Source organism: Bradyrhizobium sp. BTAi1, from assembly GCF_000015165.1.
In the GTDB taxonomy this organism is placed as follows: Bacteria; Pseudomonadota; Alphaproteobacteria; order Rhizobiales; family Xanthobacteraceae; genus Bradyrhizobium; species Bradyrhizobium denitrificans.
Map to the genome: position 1 here is coordinate 214,331 of NC_009475.1, position 14,496 is coordinate 228,826.

The 14,496-nt window shown below is 63.5% G+C and carries 10 protein-coding genes and 1 pseudogene; 5 read left to right on the top strand and 6 right to left on the bottom strand.

What is annotated here, in order from left to right; all coding sequences use genetic code 11:
• Nucleotides 1–51: 51 nt before the first annotated feature.
• Nucleotides 52–555, bottom strand: coding sequence for a type II toxin-antitoxin system YhaV family toxin (locus tag BBTA_RS37940; protein ID WP_011931100.1), 504 nt, complete (start codon nt 553–555; stop codon nt 52–54).
• Entirely contained in the window at nt 552–893 is a 342-nt protein-coding gene (locus tag BBTA_RS37945) for a type II toxin-antitoxin system PrlF family antitoxin (RefSeq protein WP_011931101.1), read from the bottom strand. Before BBTA_RS37945 ends, BBTA_RS37940 begins: the two co-directional genes overlap by 4 nt.
• Before the next feature lie 136 nt (nt 894–1,029).
• On the opposite strand from BBTA_RS37945, the gene BBTA_RS37950 reads away from it, so the two are divergent.
• From BBTA_RS37950 to BBTA_RS37960, 3 genes are all read left to right on the top strand, one after another.
• Nucleotides 1,030–1,977, top strand: a complete 948-nt coding sequence (locus BBTA_RS37950) for a hypothetical protein (protein ID WP_011931102.1) — start codon at nt 1,030–1,032, stop codon at nt 1,975–1,977.
• Nucleotides 1,977–5,657 (top strand): DEAD/DEAH box helicase, encoded by a 3,681-nt coding sequence (locus BBTA_RS37955; protein WP_011931103.1) that lies wholly within the window; start codon nt 1,977–1,979, stop codon nt 5,655–5,657. Before BBTA_RS37950 ends, BBTA_RS37955 begins: the two co-directional genes overlap by 1 nt.
• A 286-nt stretch (nt 5,658–5,943) precedes the next feature.
• On the top strand, nt 5,944–7,989 hold the full coding sequence (locus BBTA_RS37960; protein WP_011931104.1) for an ATP-binding protein: 2,046 nt from the start codon (nt 5,944–5,946) through the stop codon (nt 7,987–7,989).
• A gap of 415 nt (nt 7,990–8,404) precedes the next feature.
• Here BBTA_RS37960 and BBTA_RS37965 read toward each other — a convergent pair whose 3' ends face one another.
• The 4 genes from BBTA_RS37965 to BBTA_RS37980 all read right to left on the bottom strand — a co-directional run bounded on the left by BBTA_RS37965 (nt 8,405) and on the right by BBTA_RS37980 (nt 11,718).
• On the bottom strand, nt 8,405–9,634 hold the full coding sequence (locus BBTA_RS37965; protein ID WP_011931105.1) for an abortive infection family protein: 1,230 nt from the start codon (nt 9,632–9,634) through the stop codon (nt 8,405–8,407).
• Nucleotide 9,635: 1 nt separating this feature from the next.
• A complete protein-coding gene (locus BBTA_RS37970; protein ID WP_041751839.1) occupies nt 9,636–10,790 on the bottom strand; it encodes an RHE_PE00001 family protein in 1,155 nt (384 codons plus the stop codon).
• A 287-nt stretch (nt 10,791–11,077) separates the two neighbouring features.
• Nucleotides 11,078–11,473 carry a type II toxin-antitoxin system VapC family toxin gene (locus tag BBTA_RS37975; RefSeq protein WP_011931107.1) on the bottom strand — a complete coding sequence of 132 codons (396 nt, stop codon included), beginning with the start codon at nt 11,471–11,473 and terminating at the stop codon, nt 11,078–11,080.
• Nucleotides 11,473–11,718 (bottom strand): type II toxin-antitoxin system VapB family antitoxin, encoded by a 246-nt coding sequence (locus tag BBTA_RS37980; RefSeq protein ID WP_011931108.1) that lies wholly within the window; start codon nt 11,716–11,718, stop codon nt 11,473–11,475. Before BBTA_RS37980 ends, BBTA_RS37975 begins: the two co-directional genes overlap by 1 nt.
• 232 nt (nt 11,719–11,950) lie before the next feature.
• On the opposite strand from BBTA_RS37980, the gene BBTA_RS37985 reads away from it, so the two are divergent.
• Together BBTA_RS37985 and BBTA_RS37990 are read left to right on the top strand one after the other, a co-directional pair.
• Entirely contained in the window at nt 11,951–13,042 is a 1,092-nt protein-coding gene (locus BBTA_RS37985) for a hypothetical protein (RefSeq protein WP_011931109.1), read from the top strand.
• Between the two features lie 13 nt (nt 13,043–13,055).
• A pseudogene (locus BBTA_RS37990) lies at nt 13,056–13,276 on the top strand (integrase); the annotation flags it as partial.
• Nucleotides 13,277–14,496: the final 1,220 nt, after the last annotated feature.

Consider the following 14,496-nt stretch of genomic DNA (forward strand, 5'->3'; position numbering starts at 1 on the left):
GCTCCGCTATATGCGGTAGCATGTCGAGCTGCTTCGTGGCCTCTGCCGCCATTATTTCCGGCCCTTCGCATGCGTAAGCCGACGTCTGGCGGCGGTGTTCGATGCGGTGGCAACAAGCTCGTTCCAGGTACCAGGCGGATTCCCGCGATCCAGCATTTTTCGAAACACGGCATAGGCGTCGCTGGCGCTCACATAAGCGCGCAACGTCGAGTCATCGTTCACCCAGGCAAGAACGATGATTTTTACGTCCGCTGACTGCTGGTAGCGAAAGAACAGCCGGAACTGCTGCAGGAATTTCGCGGGGAACCAGTGCTTGTACTCGTCGCCGAGAGTGCCGCCCTGCCGATAGACCTCACGCGTCGGGTCACTCGGGATGTCGTCGAACGCCACCTTCAAGACAGCCGCGAGGAGCTTTGCGGCGCGTTTCTTCTTGTATCTCTTCGGATCCTTCTTGCGCGCCTTCTCGACCGCCGCGATCATAGTCTCGAGCTGGTCGAGAAATAGCGGATGGGCGTAGACCGTCCAACCGTTGACCTCGAAGGTGTCGTCGCTCACGCATCGTCTTCCGGGAGCGCCGCGTCGAGATCAACCTTGACGCCCTTGACCAGGCCCTTGCCGCGCGCGACCAACGACTTCGGCACCGGCCGGATCCGCGCTGGCTCGCTCGCCATGTCACGGGCCAGGAACGCGAGGAACGTGCCGATCACCGGATCGCCGTCGTCGAGACTCGACTGCTTCTTCGCGATCACGACGGTGCCGTCGGCGAGCCCCCGAAACACGACTTGGTCGCGCTTCCCCAGGGCGAGCATCTTGCGGATGGCGGCGGGCACGGTCGTCTGCCCGCGGTCTGTGATAGTCGCGGGAATCTCGAGGATTTCGGCGGTCTTGGCCATAGCCGGCTCCTTGCGTCGTCACGCCGTCCCATGTAATGCATTTGCATTGTAAGTCAAGGTCTGCCTGGGTGCCTCGAGATGGCCGCTAACTGGCGATTCCGCCGTCTGGTGGAGTTGGCGCTGGAGCTCAACGAGAATGATGCACAATTGCCCGCCCCCAATGCCGCTGCTCCAGCGTTGGCTTCGGGGATCTGCGCGAATGAATGGAAGCTATGGCCATCTCCTTTTCGAACAGGCCATCCCGAACGACCAAGCCGTCGTTGATGAACTCCGCCCCTATTTTGAGTCGGCACATCTCGACGCCCGCGAGGTCTTTCACCGCTCTGCTCGCATCGACCTGCACCCCGATGCCGGAGCTCCTGGCGCTCATGCCCAGTATCCCACCTGCCTCCCGCCCACCGCAAAAAAGGGTCTATTCGGGGAGGTCATGACCGGGCTGCTGACCCAAGCCTACCAGTTTATCGGCGGGCATCAGTGGACCATTCCGGTTTTTCTCTTTCGATACCACGCAGAAGCAGAGGCCTACATCTTCGACTTGGCGCGCGATCCGCCTCGCGTACGGGAAATCTCCGGCCGGCACGGAAACGACTTTATTGCTTTAGCCATAGATCCGGCCAGCGGCGAGGTCGTCAGATTCATCGCGGGCGAAGCCAAGTGGCGCGCCGATCTCACACCGAGCGTGATGGACACGATGATGTTCGGTGAATGGACAGGTCCGGCTGGCGCCAGGGTGCGAAGCAACGATGGTGTTTGGAACGAGATTAACCGCGGACTTCCAACCCCCCAAGGCCTAGAGCAGATGCATCGGCTGCTGTGTGAAAAGGCGCGCGACGACTATGCGGAGGCAATCGTCTCGCTCGATAGAGCCTTGCTCATCGGCGGGAATCCTCTTCCGCGCACAGATCTCGTTTTCGTGGCAGGGAACAGGGCAGCCCGCCGCGCGCAAGGGCAAACGTATCTCCCGACGAATTCGCACCCGGTCGAATATACCGCTGGCCGTCCGTTGCAGGTGGTCGAGCTCGTTCTCGAAGGCGGTGTCGATCTCATAGAAAGCCTATACCGCTCGTTGTGGGGCGGTCGCTGATGGCTAGGCTCGACGAGCAGAGGCGCGAACTGGCGCTGAGTCTTAGGGCTCGTGCGATCGAGAACGAGCTCACGCCAACGCAGGCCCGGCTGTTCGTTCGAAGCCTCCAGATCTCCTGGCAGGTCCCACCGATCGGATGGACGGAGCGGGAGTCGCATGAGCAGCTCGCGGACGCACGCCGCCTGCTCCACGCGGCATCAATCCTTCGCGAAGTGGACGGTCAGGCCTCGCCGGATTCGCTCGCCTGCTATCGTCGAGCGGCGGAGCTACTCGAATGGCTAGCTCGATCCTCCGACCCCGTCACCAGAGACGTGCCGGTGGCACTGCTGGCCGCAGGGGCATACCAGCTTGCGGGCTTGCCAGCCATGGCGACGAGCTTGTTGCGACAGGGGCGGTACGGCGCTGGCATCGCTGAAATTTTCGCGGACTTCCTAAGCGCCGATTTCGACGGCCTGCTTGAGCATTGCGCCCTCTTTTGGAGCGATCATCCGGAGCTGACGGGTCGTTCCGGTTCAGCCAGGGTCCTCGATGGCGCCGACCTCGCGGACGACGAGACCGACGATCCGGCAATCGACGCGGATGCCGTGGATGCGCCCCGTCGGGAAGCTCGCCCGGAAAGCCCGGTCGGGTGGTACGTGCTCGTGGAGGTCATACGCGTCCTCGGGCTTCTCGGCGACGCTATGCGACGCGGAAATCAAGGTCGGGTCGAACAGGCGCTGAGTAAGCTCTCAGACCTAAACATGCTTGCCACTCGGCTTTCCAGCGAGGAGCTCTGGATACTCATCAACCTGACCGAATCGACGGCGAAGCGCTTCGCCGACAACAGCCTGCACGGGCGCGTTCGGCGGCTTGCAGAAAACGCGCCGAACCAACAGGCCCGCATGTGGCGCTTCGCTCGTGAGCAGTTCGCCAGAGGACGTGGCGTGCTGTGGGCCTCGCAGGTTCAAGGCCTTGAACGCCTCATTGCGAACAGCAGCTTCGCACTCTGCACGCCGACAGGCTCCGGCAAGACACTCGTCGCAAATTTGGCGCTCGTGAAGGAATTGCTCCTTGTCGATGCGCAGCCGGGCGAGGCGCCGCTTGCGTTATACTTGGTCCCCTCCCGCGCACTCGCGAGCGAAGTCGAGACAAAACTGACCGCGGAGCTCGGTAGCGATCTCATCATCACCGGCCTGTACGGCGGCGCGGATTGGGGCATTACAGACTATTGGCTAACGGCGGACAGAGCGGTTGTATTGATCGCAACGGTTGAAAAGGCTGAGGCGCTCCTGCGATACGTCGGTCACCTGCTAACCCAGCGACTGCGCTTGTTGATAATAGATGAAGCGCATCAGGTGGTGAGCGAGGACGATGTCACCACAAGGGAGGCCCTAGCCGCCCACACCAGCCGTGCCATGCGCATTGAAGCGATGGTCACGCGCTTGCTCGCGACCAAACCTGGCATGGCGCGGATCGCGCTCACGGCGGTCGCGGGCGGCGCGGCACGCCCCGTCGCTCGTTGGATCGAGGGGCGGGCTGACGCCGAGCCCGTCGGGATAGGCTACAGGAGCAGCCGCCAACTGATTGGCGCCCTGAGAGTGGCTTCGCGGCGCGTGCCGGAGGCAATCCTCGACATCATGAACGGACAGATGTTGTACGTTCGCGGGCGCGATCAACCTGTCTACCTTCCACTGCGGATTCCGGCGATGCCGGATCCCGCAGCACCTGTTCGCGACAGCCTTCCGCATTTCACCGAGCTATATGTCTTGTGGACCGCTCTGCATCTCCTCGAGGGCGGACGCCGCGTCTTGATATCGGTGGCCCAGGCGCCCGAGCGCCTGATGAAGCGCTATGCCGAAGCAGTCGCTTTCGCCAGTTGGCAGAACGTGCCGCCATTCGCGCCGCCTACCGACGCCGACGGCCTTGCGCGCTACCGGGAGGCTCGCTTGGCATGCCTCGACTATTGCGGGCCCGAGTCTTTCGAACTTCGGTTGCTCGAGAGAGGGATTGCAACGAGCCACGGCCAGATGCCTCAGCGCTTGAGGCGCCTGATGACCGACCTGATCGATCGGAGAATCTGCCCCATCACGGTGGCGACAGCCACACTGACGGAAGGGGTGAACCTGCCATTCGACATCATCTTCCTGACAAGCCTCGAGCGCCGCAGTTTTGATCCTCAGACCGGTCAACCGGTCGTCGTGCCAATGTCGACGGGGGAGTTTCGCAACCTCGCTGGAAGGGCCGGGCGTCCAGGCGCCGCTCAATCGATAGAAGGGATCACGCTCGTCGCTGTACCCGAGACGATATCGTCGACGGCCCCCGCGAAACGCCGGGCCCAGCAAAGGCAGGTTCGTGCGAGATCAGCAGAATATGACAATCTCCTGTTCCGCCTGCGCGCCGACGAAGAGGTCGGTGGCGCCGGGAGCCCGCTCGCGGTGCTGCTGCGGTCGATCGCAAATCGCGCGATTACTCAATTCGGCCTGCAGACGGAGGAGCAATTTCTTGCTTGGCTGGAGGCGACACTTCCTGAGGGGGCCGGAGCGAACCTCGGGGTGGCGTCGCGGACGCCGCACGATTTGTTGGGCGACAGCTTGGACGAATTAGACGGGTTCTTGCTGGCAGCGATCGAAGAGCTGGCTCGCTTCGAACAAGCAGAGGTGAACGGCCCGCGTGCCGAGGTCTACTTGCGCGGCTTGTGGCAACGTACCTTTGCGCAGGTGTCGGCGGCCGAGGAGGCCTGGCTGGAACGCAGCTTCATCAAGCGTGGCAGAGCGTTTGTCGAGAGACTCTATCCCAATGCACTGCAGCGTCGAAGGCTCTACCAGTACGGCTTTACACCCTACATCGGTCGCCGCTTCGAGCTCGTCGCCCCTCAACTGGTCGCAGAGCTCTTCGCGGCTGCCCAATACGGGACATGGACAGCAGAACAACGCTTCGATTTGTTTGTTCGACTGGGTGAGCGCATCCGTGCGGAGCCCGGGATCGGCTTTCGTGTTCGTCCGACCCCCGGTGACCAGCAGCTCCTCGCCGATTGGCGCGGCATCCTGGGCTGGTGGACACAGCGCCCAGGCGCAGTGGCGCCGAGCGCGGATAGACTGCGGTCCTGGCAACGTTTTGTCGGAGACAATCTTGAGTTTAGACTAGGCGTCGCAGTGGGTGCAGCCGTAGCCCAAGCGTGGAATGCTAACGCAGGAGCGCTCGAGACGCCCAGTCTGCAAACCTGGCGCGCGACCACGAACCTGCCATGGGTCGCCTTCTGGTTCCGGGAGCTGCTGCGCTGGGGAACACTGGATCCTTTCGTCGCCTTCTCGCTGTCGCAGGGCCTGGCTCAAACCAGGGAGGCTGCGGCCGCGCGACGCGCCGAGTTCGAAGTCTGGCTTGCAGCACAAGGCGCGGGGCTCGAGGCCGAGACCCTGATCGATCCGCAATGGTTTCTCGCCTGGCAGAGGTCCCTCGCCGATCGGAATGTCGCGCAGGAGATCGTTCGAGGGAATGCCGCCGCGTTAACAGGGACGGACGGCCGGCAGGGAGTATATGACGTTCGGCCGATCGTTCGTGGCGACCGTGTCGATTGGATAGATGCTGCGGGATATTCACTGGCGAACTCCGCCATCTCGCCCGCACTCCTGACAAACCGTCCGGAACGTCACGATTTCCGGCTTTCAACCATTCAAGCGCCAGAGGTTACGCGAACGTTCTGACAGGGTCTTTCCAGGAGCGCGCCAACCAGTGAGAAATAAGCCCATACTGGCAGGCTGACGGCTGCCCCGGCTCGACCCGACCCGTGATCGCCTTGCGCGGCCTTCTTCCCGACGTGCCGCCGCGTTTCTGTCGAAAGGAAAGCCCCCGGTCGGCCTACCCGCGGAATGAGGCTACCCTTCACCGAAGGGGGCCGGTACAGTCGAAAGGTGCGTCGCGGCTCGTTTCACCTGCCGGGAGCAAAGCAAACGGGCGGTTGGCGATGGCGATCTACAGTTGTGAACCGACATGACAGTACTGGAGCTCAAGGCGCAGCACGATGCGCTCCAGAAGATTGCGACGACCCGTGACCCCATTCGGGCGCTTGCCGAGTTCGTCTGGAATGCGCTCGACGCCGATGCAACAAACGTTTCCGTCGAGCTCAACCGAAACGCCCTTGGAGGCCTCGATGCTATTACCGTACGGGACGACGGAAACGGCATCAGCCGGGCACGAGCGATGGAAGACTTCGAAAACCTCGGAGCTTCGTGGAAGAGAAGCCGCCAGCGAACCCACCTCAACCGCGTACTGCACGGGAAAGAGGGGCAAGGCCGATTGCGCTTCTTTTCGGTCGCGCAGCGGGCGAGTTGGTGGAGCGTCTATAGGGACGGCGATACCCTACGCAAACTATCGATTCAAATCGCGTCCGACTCGCTCCACAAGTCCGAGGTGACCGAGGTCGGCCTCGCCGACAGTGATGTCGCCACCGGCACGATCGTAGAGCTCAACCCTCTCAAGGATACGTTTGACTGGCTCACAGGAGAGGAAGCGCGGACGGATTTCGCCGCTGTCTTTGCACCTTACATCCTGCAATATCCGGACGTCGTCATAACGTTCGACGGCCACGTCGTCGATCCCAGCGCCACTGTGGCGCACTCGAAGGAATTTCCCGCACACTCAGTCATCTGCCCAACACGCGTTATCAAGGACCTATCGATCAAAGTGATTGAGTGGAAGCACAGCGTAGGCGGTCGGAAGATCCACCTGGGTGGGCAGAGCGGCGTTGTCCTGGGTTCCCTCCCGGCTAATGTCACCGCGCCAGGCTTCGAGTTCTCGGCTTACGCATACGCGCCGTTCTTTCAGGAGATCGCCGACGCTAACCTCCTCGAGTTCGATGGCTTGAATGACGTCGACTTCATCAAGGTCATTGACCACATACGCGATCAACTCGGCGACTACTTCCGCACGCGCCAAGCGGAAAGGTCGTCCGAGCTCATTCAAGAGCTTAAGAACGCAGGCGTCTACCCGTACGAAGGTGATCCGAAGGACGAGGTCGAGAAGCGCGAGCGCCAGGTGCTCGACATCGCGATCCACGCGGTCTCCTCCTATTCTCGCGACTTCAAGCGCGCCGAGAATCCGCTGAAGAAGATCACGCTCGGCCTGCTCCGCGAGGCGGTGCGCCACAATCCCGAGGCGATCCACAACATCCTTCACCACGTTTTCAACTTACCGAAAAACCGTCAGGATGAGTTTTCGAGCCTGCTGCAGAAGACCAATCTGGGCAACATCATCTCAGCGTCGACGCTGATAGCGGACCGTGTCGTCGCCCTGGAGGTCCTCAAAAGCATTGTCTTCAATCCGACGCACCGACGTACCGTCAAGGAGCGAGGCGAGCTCGACGTCCTCGTGCAGGCCAACACGTGGATATTCGGAGAGAACTTCCACATCACGCTCGCCGAGGCTGGGCTCTCACGCGTAATGCAGCGCGTCTCTGAGGAACTCACCGGGCACAAGGGGAAGAGGAAGGTTACGAAGCCCGACGGGTCGTCGGGACGTGTCGATTCGTTCCTAGGCCGCATCGTGCCGCACCAGGATCAACTCCACCGCGAGTTCCTTTTGATCGAATTGAAGAGGCCGTCGTTGAAGATCGGTCGCAAGGAGACCGACCAGCTTGAGGACTATGTCAACGCGGTCCGAAAACAGCCCGACTTTCACAGCACGTCAACCTACTGGAATTTCTTTCTGGTGACCGGCGAATACGAGGACGACGTGGGGGAACGCATCACCCAGCAGGGACGCCCCTCGGGCGTCCTCATCCAGAAAGATACGCACGTTGTTTGGGTCAAGACGTGGTCTCAGTTGATCCGGGAGTGCGAGGCACGGCTCCACTTCATCGCCGAAAAGCTTCAGGTCGAGGTTACGGATGAATTCATTGAAGAGCGGATCGCGCAGCTTAAAGCTTCAATCCTGAAAGAGGAGCCCAGGTCCGTCGATCAGGCCGTAGCGGCATCAAACCCCTCCCGCGGCGAACCCAAGTCCACTCACGCTGCCGACGCCGCGTCGCCGCCCGCCTAGCTCTCCCCGATCCGGCCGCGAAAGCGCTGCGTTCGCGTTCAGGATTCGCGCCATGTCGCGTTGCAGGCTCTGAGGCCTGGCCGTCCGCCCCACGAGATCTTTGATGGCGGCTTTCGAAAGCAATCTGGATGAGCAATCGTCGAAGCTATTTCGACGGCACGAGAGGCGACGATGCCCTTTAATGAGTTCGGCTTTCAGGAGGTCGAATACCAGAAGCTCTATCGACAGTTTGCCGCTCCCTTCCTGGTCGAAGGGAACGTTGAACCTGTATTTCATTCACGAGGCGCAGCAGAACCACTTCTATGGAGTCACGCTCGAGCAAGGCATCCGGCCGATCCGCAAAAGCAGTGGCGGTCTGGGCGCTGTTGAGAGGGCCGACATGCGCCAGCGCCTGCGCTGCGCGCCGCTAGCACCGTCATTCTCTCTTTTTCCCGCCCATTCTAGGCGATGCCGGCGTCGTCGGGCCACTTGCATCGCTCTTGCGCTCCTCCCAGGTCGCAACAAGAAACGTCGCCATCGCGCCAGCAAGATTGACTGCCAGCTCCGCGTGCCGTGGCTGCGGGCGCGCGCGCTTTGGGCCAGAGCTGTGCGCATCACTCAGTTTGTTGCGCAGGGCGCCCAAGGACTCGACGACAGACTGGCAGCTTCCGAGGATCTGTTTGAAGACCTGCTCCGTGTGGTCGTCGGGCGCCAGCTTCAGGACTTTAGCGAGTTTGCGATAGAGTACCGGCAGATCGTCGGCCTCCTGCCAAGTCTCCCCCGCCTGATCGAGGATCCATTTGCAAACGTCCTCAAGCAGCGTTCGCGCCAGCGTGATCGCGCCCGCAGGCTCGGAGGCGCGCCGCTCCATCGCCATGGTCCAGCGCGCATGCACCTGCGTTGGGTCGAACGCGGCCAGCGTCGCAGAGATGCTCGCGTCCGCCGGCGATCCGGTCGGCGTCGATCGAACAGCGTAAAATGGACTTCCGGAGATTCGCCCCGCCAATGCCAACGTGTAGCCGTCGTGCCGCAACAGGCCGTCGATCTTCTCGGCTAACTCGACTTGCTCAGCCCCTGAAAACGCATCTGGCGCCGTGACCGCGGCGAGGAATTTGAACAGTTGCGCGCGCGAGCAACTGAGTAGGCCCAGCGTCTCCAACACGTCGCGCTGGGTCAGGTCGTCGTTGCGGATGGTGTGGCGATGCAGATAATCCTCCAGCGTCGCCTCATCGCTCGGATGGGGCGGGCGCAGCGACGCGACGGGCCACAGGCTGCGAATGAGCTCCATGTCGTCGATCTCGCGCGCCAGCGGACGGCCTTCGAACAGCGCGATCAGGCGTCGTCGCGTGAGCGTTGTGACCGCGGGGCCCGTGAGCTCGTCAATCTTGGCTAATTGCTCAGCTAGCTCGAAGTGCTGCTCTTCAGCGGCAAGCTCGCGAGCGGAGGCGACGACCTGTTCGGCCGATACCTCCACAAGCCGCTTCTGAGCATATTTGTATTTGCTGGAGAACGCCTCCTGTTCGTCGCCGTCCGCCAGGTTCAAACGACGGCATAAGCCCGGTACGTCGTAGGCTTTGGCGTCAGAGATCGCTGACGCCAGCAGGTGGCGAAGCTCTTTCACCATCGCGGGCGGAATGGCGAGGGGCGTCGGATGGCGTGATGTCATGTCAAAGGATACCCCACGCGCGATAACGCCCACGTCCCGTCGCCTCACGCAGCCCCAGCGCCGCGACCAGATCCTGGGCCCCGCGCGGCGTGATCTTTAGCTCCTCCGCGATCATGCCGGCCGAGACGACCGGTCGCGTCAGCACATAGTCGAGCAGCGCCGGCAGCCGGGAGGTCGAGCGGCGGCCGCGGAGCTTGCGGGCCAGGAGGGTGCGGGCGGTCAGCCAGCGGTCGTGGTCCTTCAGTCCGGCCTCGGCCGCGGCCGCGATCGCCCCCAGCTGCACGGCGAGGCGAGAGGCCGCGTCGCGCGGCCGCCGCCGCTCGCGCGGGATCGCTTTGAGGCCGTCATGGAGGCAAGGCAGGTGCGAGCGCGCCTTGCCGCGCGCCCGCAGGAGCGCGGCGGCGAGGAGCCGGCCGAGCCATGGCGAGTGCTGCAGCGGTTCGAGCGCGTGCCACGCGTCGGCGGCGATCGCCGCCGCCAGCGCCGGCGGAAGGTTGCGTGTCTGGTCCACGACCGCGCGCCAGGCGTCGAGACGTTCGTCCTCGTCCCAGTCGAGATCGTACACCAGCGGGTCCCGCTCCGGCCGCTTCAGGCGACGGTCATTCGTCTCGCTGGCGAGCGTGCGGTCGGCCTGGGCGATCGCGGCGTCCACGGCCGCGAAGACGTCGACCAGCCGCTGGTCGGTCGGGGGCGCGCGAAACGGCTCGGTCGCGTCCGCCTCGCCGTGCCCGTCGTCCATATCTGGAAACTCGCTCTCTTCCTCGTTCCGGTCGCAAGCCTCTTCTTCCTGGTGGCCGCGCCCTCCCCTGGCCCGCAGCCCGGCGAGCCCGGCCGCCGACAGCGCCCAGTCGGGCTTCGCGTCGGCGATGCGCCGGCGCGCCCGCAACACGGCGTGGGCGTGGGTGAGCTCGTGGGTCGGGGCGCGGACGTCCATGCCGGCGTCGTGGAGAACGAGATCGTCGAGGTGGACGAGCTCGCCCTCGAGCCACAGACTGGCGCAGGCGTCGGCGAAGTGGGTGCGGGCGATCCAGCCGTCGCGGATCGGGCTCTTGGCCAGCCGCTCGTCGAGGCGGGCCAAGGAATCCTCGGCGGCGGCGAGCGGCCCTGCCAACAGCGTCCAGGGCAGCGGATCGGGGATATCGTAGCGAGATTGCAAGGTCTTTGATAACCTTAATGGGAATCGCTCAAACGGAAGCTAACACGGAGTTGGCTTCCGTCATAGCGATGCTCCCTCGCGCACCTCTCTCACTATCGATAACCACCCCCTTATCGATAGGGTTGGACGTCACGGCGCAAATCAGTGATTCTGAGCTCTGGGAGCCCCGGACATCGGATCGTCTGAGCACCCGATCGGCCTGTGAGCCCGCCATGCTGAGGCGCTTTGCCCTTCCGGAAGACAAAGTCCCCTGCCCTTCCGGTTGCAGGGACGGCCTGGCGGCTGCCTCAGGCGGCCTCGATGTCGGTCTGCGGAAAGTCGCCGCCCTTGAACATCAAGGGCTGGCCCAGATGCCGGGCACAGGCATAGGCAAAGCAGTCCCCGAAGTTGAGGCTCGCCGGATGCCGGCCCTTGCCGAACCGGTCGAAGGCGTCGAGCGCGATCCGTGCCGTCTCCGGCGGCACCGCGACCACGGCGATCTCCATCAGCGCGAGATAGTCTTCGACCGCCTCCGCGGCGGCGCTGACCGAAAGTTTCAACACGCGCGCCACCGCGACCGCCGCCTCCCACACCGCCAGCGGCGAGGTCAGACGCGTTCCGGTCTGCTGCAGGCGGGCCAAAAGCTCACGCGCCTCGTTCTCGTCGGTCAACAACGCAGTCAGCGCCGAGGCGTCGATGAACATCAGGTGTCCTCATACAGGCTGTCGCGGAACGCCTTGTCGGCGGGCTGGCCCTGCGCCGGATTGCCCTTGGCGCGCAGATCCCGGCAGAACTGGACGCCGAGGTCGACCAAAGACGGCTTGCCCTGCTCGCGCTCGAGCTCATGGGCGAGTGCGGCGTGCACGGCTTCGGTGAGGCCGATTTTTTTCAGCGCCGCCACCTTGCGGGCCAGCGCATCGGTCTCCGGGTTCTTGATGTGGAAAGCCATGCGCATTCCTCTAGATCGTGGAGTGTATCCGTATATATCATCTCGGATACACAGAGGGAAGGGTCGGTTGCGCCGTTGGCAGGACCAACAAGGTCCTGGGCGCCGCCGATTCGGCCCCCGCTCAGGGCGACGGGGCGCAGCCTGCCGATCGCGTGCCACGGAAATCGCGGCAATCCCGCTAAAAGCGCGCGGCCCTCGCGGCGTGTGAGGCGGCTTTTATGGTCGATAGTCGATGAACGCCTCCCCTCTCCGTCTCCCTGACGCTGGTTCAATCGAGGCCGTCCTCGCAGACCTCGATCCGGCCTCGGCTGACGACGACCTCGTCCCAGCGCTCGCCCACGCCTTCGAAGGTTTTCAGTTCAGCGTCGCGCGGATCGACGATGACTACTGGCGCGACACCCGTTCGGTAATTCGACCGGATGGCACGCGGATTGGCGAACTGCGGCCCTGGATGACGGCGGAGCTCGCCAAGGACGGCGGCGCCATCGATGCGCTTTGGCGCCGCCTGAAAGAGACGGACCTGCAGATCACCGAGTGGCGCGGCACCAGCGCGTTTGTCTTCGCGCCGACCGGGCCAGGCGCAGCCGACTATGTTCAGATCGCGCTCGGGCGAGAAATCGAATGGCGAGCCGGCCCGATCGTCAATCCGAACTACCGCCCGTTTGGCCAAGAGGAACTGCTCGATCCGAGCTGGCCCCGCACTGATCAGCCGCCTCAGTCGGATCGCCTGGCCGGTCCGGTCTATCGCCTCCTCGGCCGAGCCGGCGGCGCGGTGATCCACGTTCGCAGTTTTCTCGATCGTTGCGGCCGCATCGAACGTGAGAAACGCGAAGCCAAGCGGCCCGAGATGGAGGGGCGTGTCATTCGCGAAGTCGGACCTTGGGGGACGCGCGAAACCCCGTTTCTTGAGGCGGTCCCGGATTGGTTCGACTACGTGCCTCGGGAGTTACGGTTCTTTCGGGACTGGGAGGACTCGAGCGCCAGGCCGCATCGCGTCTTCGAACATTGGGCGCTCGATGTCCGCGATTATACGCACAACGGAGAGCGCGAAGTCGGCTTTGTCCCCCGGCCGCTGCAGCCGCTGGCCGAGCGGCTCGCGCCGCCAAAGGATGCGTCCATTCATATCCTGATGGACCGGATCGAGGCCGTGGACCGCGAGATCGGCCTGCCCTTCGGCTGGTTCTTCCTGATGATCCACGGCCACTGGGTCGATCCCGACGTCGGCCTGGCGATTGCGCAAGGCCTGAAGGCGCAGCGCGTGCGCCTGCCCGACCCCGACGCCCGCGTGCTACTGCGCTGGGCGGATCGAACTTACGGCTTCTGACTGAGCAACGCCGATGGACGACATCACCTCCCGTCCGCTGATCTCCGACCCCGAAACCCGGCGGGCGCTGCAGCTCGATACGCTCTCGGCGATCCTGCCGATGAAACGGCGCGACCGGCTCGCCGCGCTCCTGACCGACGACGACGTCGAAACGCTGAAGCACCTCGCGCGCGAGGGCATGGCGAGAATAGTCTGCGGGCGCTGGCCTCGGACCTCGCCTATCTCGAAGCTTGGCGCGAAACTCGTCCGAGGCCGAATTTTTAAGGTTAGCATTCTATGAATGCCACCCCTCCTCTTTGGTGCCTCCCCGCGAGCCTGTGCTGAATGGCATTGGGAGCCAGCGCAACAGGGAGATGTTGTCAGCTGACAACATCCATCCCAGGCAAGCCCCCTGTTGTCAGCTGACAACAAACTCTTCCCGGGGCGCTGTTATCTGGCAAGAGTTCCGCCCGTCCGATGTCGCTATGTTGGAGTGGCTCGCAGCTCGGATCTCGGCGGATCTCCCATCGGGCCGAGGCTCGGTGCGGCTGCTTTGCTGCTTGCTATCCAAAGGAGCGGCTGGCCTTCGGCACTGGGCGCCTCGTCTTGTTGAACTCGATTAGGACAGTCCGCCGCGAGGTCGATTCACCCCTCGACCGGGTCAACCCAATGTCGCATGTGATGGCCCCATCCCTAACTCCAGCGATGCCGCGCCCCTGCGTGCGAATGCGCCGAACCAAGCGCATCTCAAGCTTGGCGATGGACTTCGCCTCGGCCGACTGTCCGAAGCCGGGCCAAGTCACTGCCATTACAATTGAGCCGGGCGAGGCCAGTTCTCTGCTGCTTGGTCGTGCCCGGCCGAGGTGGCGAACCGAGTCCAGGTCGCCTATCCGGTCGCGGTCGCGAACGGGATGGCACCCAGGACCCGCCGTTGGCGGCACACGGGAACGGGGCGCCGCTGCAGAAAGTCCCCGCTGCAAGAGGCGTTTAGTCAGCGTCGTGAATTTGCAAGGCTCCGGCGTTGATGGTATTATAATACCCAGGACGGCCGCCTCGAATATCCGCTCGCCGCGCGCCGGGCGGGGCTTGTCCAGCAGATCCGGACCGAAGCGTCGACAGCGTGTTTGCCCGGCGGCGGTACAGCGTAGGCGGGGAAGCCCTCGATTCATCTGAGATGGCTCGGGAATAGTGAGCCGTCGCTGCCGACTCTTCGCCCGTCCAACGAGGGCGATGAAAAGCCCGTGTCGCTGACGAGGCGGCTGAAGCGGGCTGACAGGGGCTGGATGCAGCGTGCCACCGTCCGCGGTGAATAATGTCGCGGCGGCCCGCGCTGGCAAGAGTGGGCGAGGGGGACGGTTCGGAGCACTTTGCGGAGCTGCGCGCGAGGATATATTTGATCGAGACGATGCACAATGGCGGCACCTTTCGATGCAGCGGCGGGAGCGGAGGGAGGCGCCGACTCATGCTAAAGTAGA

Bases quoted from the DNA above. Each gene is read 5' to 3' on its own strand.
- BBTA_RS37945 (WP_011931101.1), bottom strand. From the start codon at position 893: ATGGCCAAGACCGCCGAAATCCTCGAGATTCCCGCGACTATCACAGAC.
- BBTA_RS37950 (WP_011931102.1), top strand. From the start codon at position 1,030: ATGATGCACAATTGCCCGCCCCCAATGCCGCTGCTCCAGCGTTGGCTT.
- BBTA_RS37955 (WP_011931103.1), top strand. From the start codon at position 1,977: ATGGCTAGGCTCGACGAGCAGAGGCGCGAACTGGCGCTGAGTCTTAGG.
- BBTA_RS37960 (WP_011931104.1), top strand. From the start codon at position 5,944: ATGACAGTACTGGAGCTCAAGGCGCAGCACGATGCGCTCCAGAAGATT.
- BBTA_RS37965 (WP_011931105.1), bottom strand. From the start codon at position 9,634: ATGACATCACGCCATCCGACGCCCCTCGCCATTCCGCCCGCGATGGTG.
- BBTA_RS37975 (WP_011931107.1), bottom strand. From the start codon at position 11,473: ATGTTCATCGACGCCTCGGCGCTGACTGCGTTGTTGACCGACGAGAAC.
- BBTA_RS37980 (WP_011931108.1), bottom strand. From the start codon at position 11,718: ATGGCTTTCCACATCAAGAACCCGGAGACCGATGCGCTGGCCCGCAAG.
- BBTA_RS37985 (WP_011931109.1), top strand. From the start codon at position 11,951: ATGAACGCCTCCCCTCTCCGTCTCCCTGACGCTGGTTCAATCGAGGCC.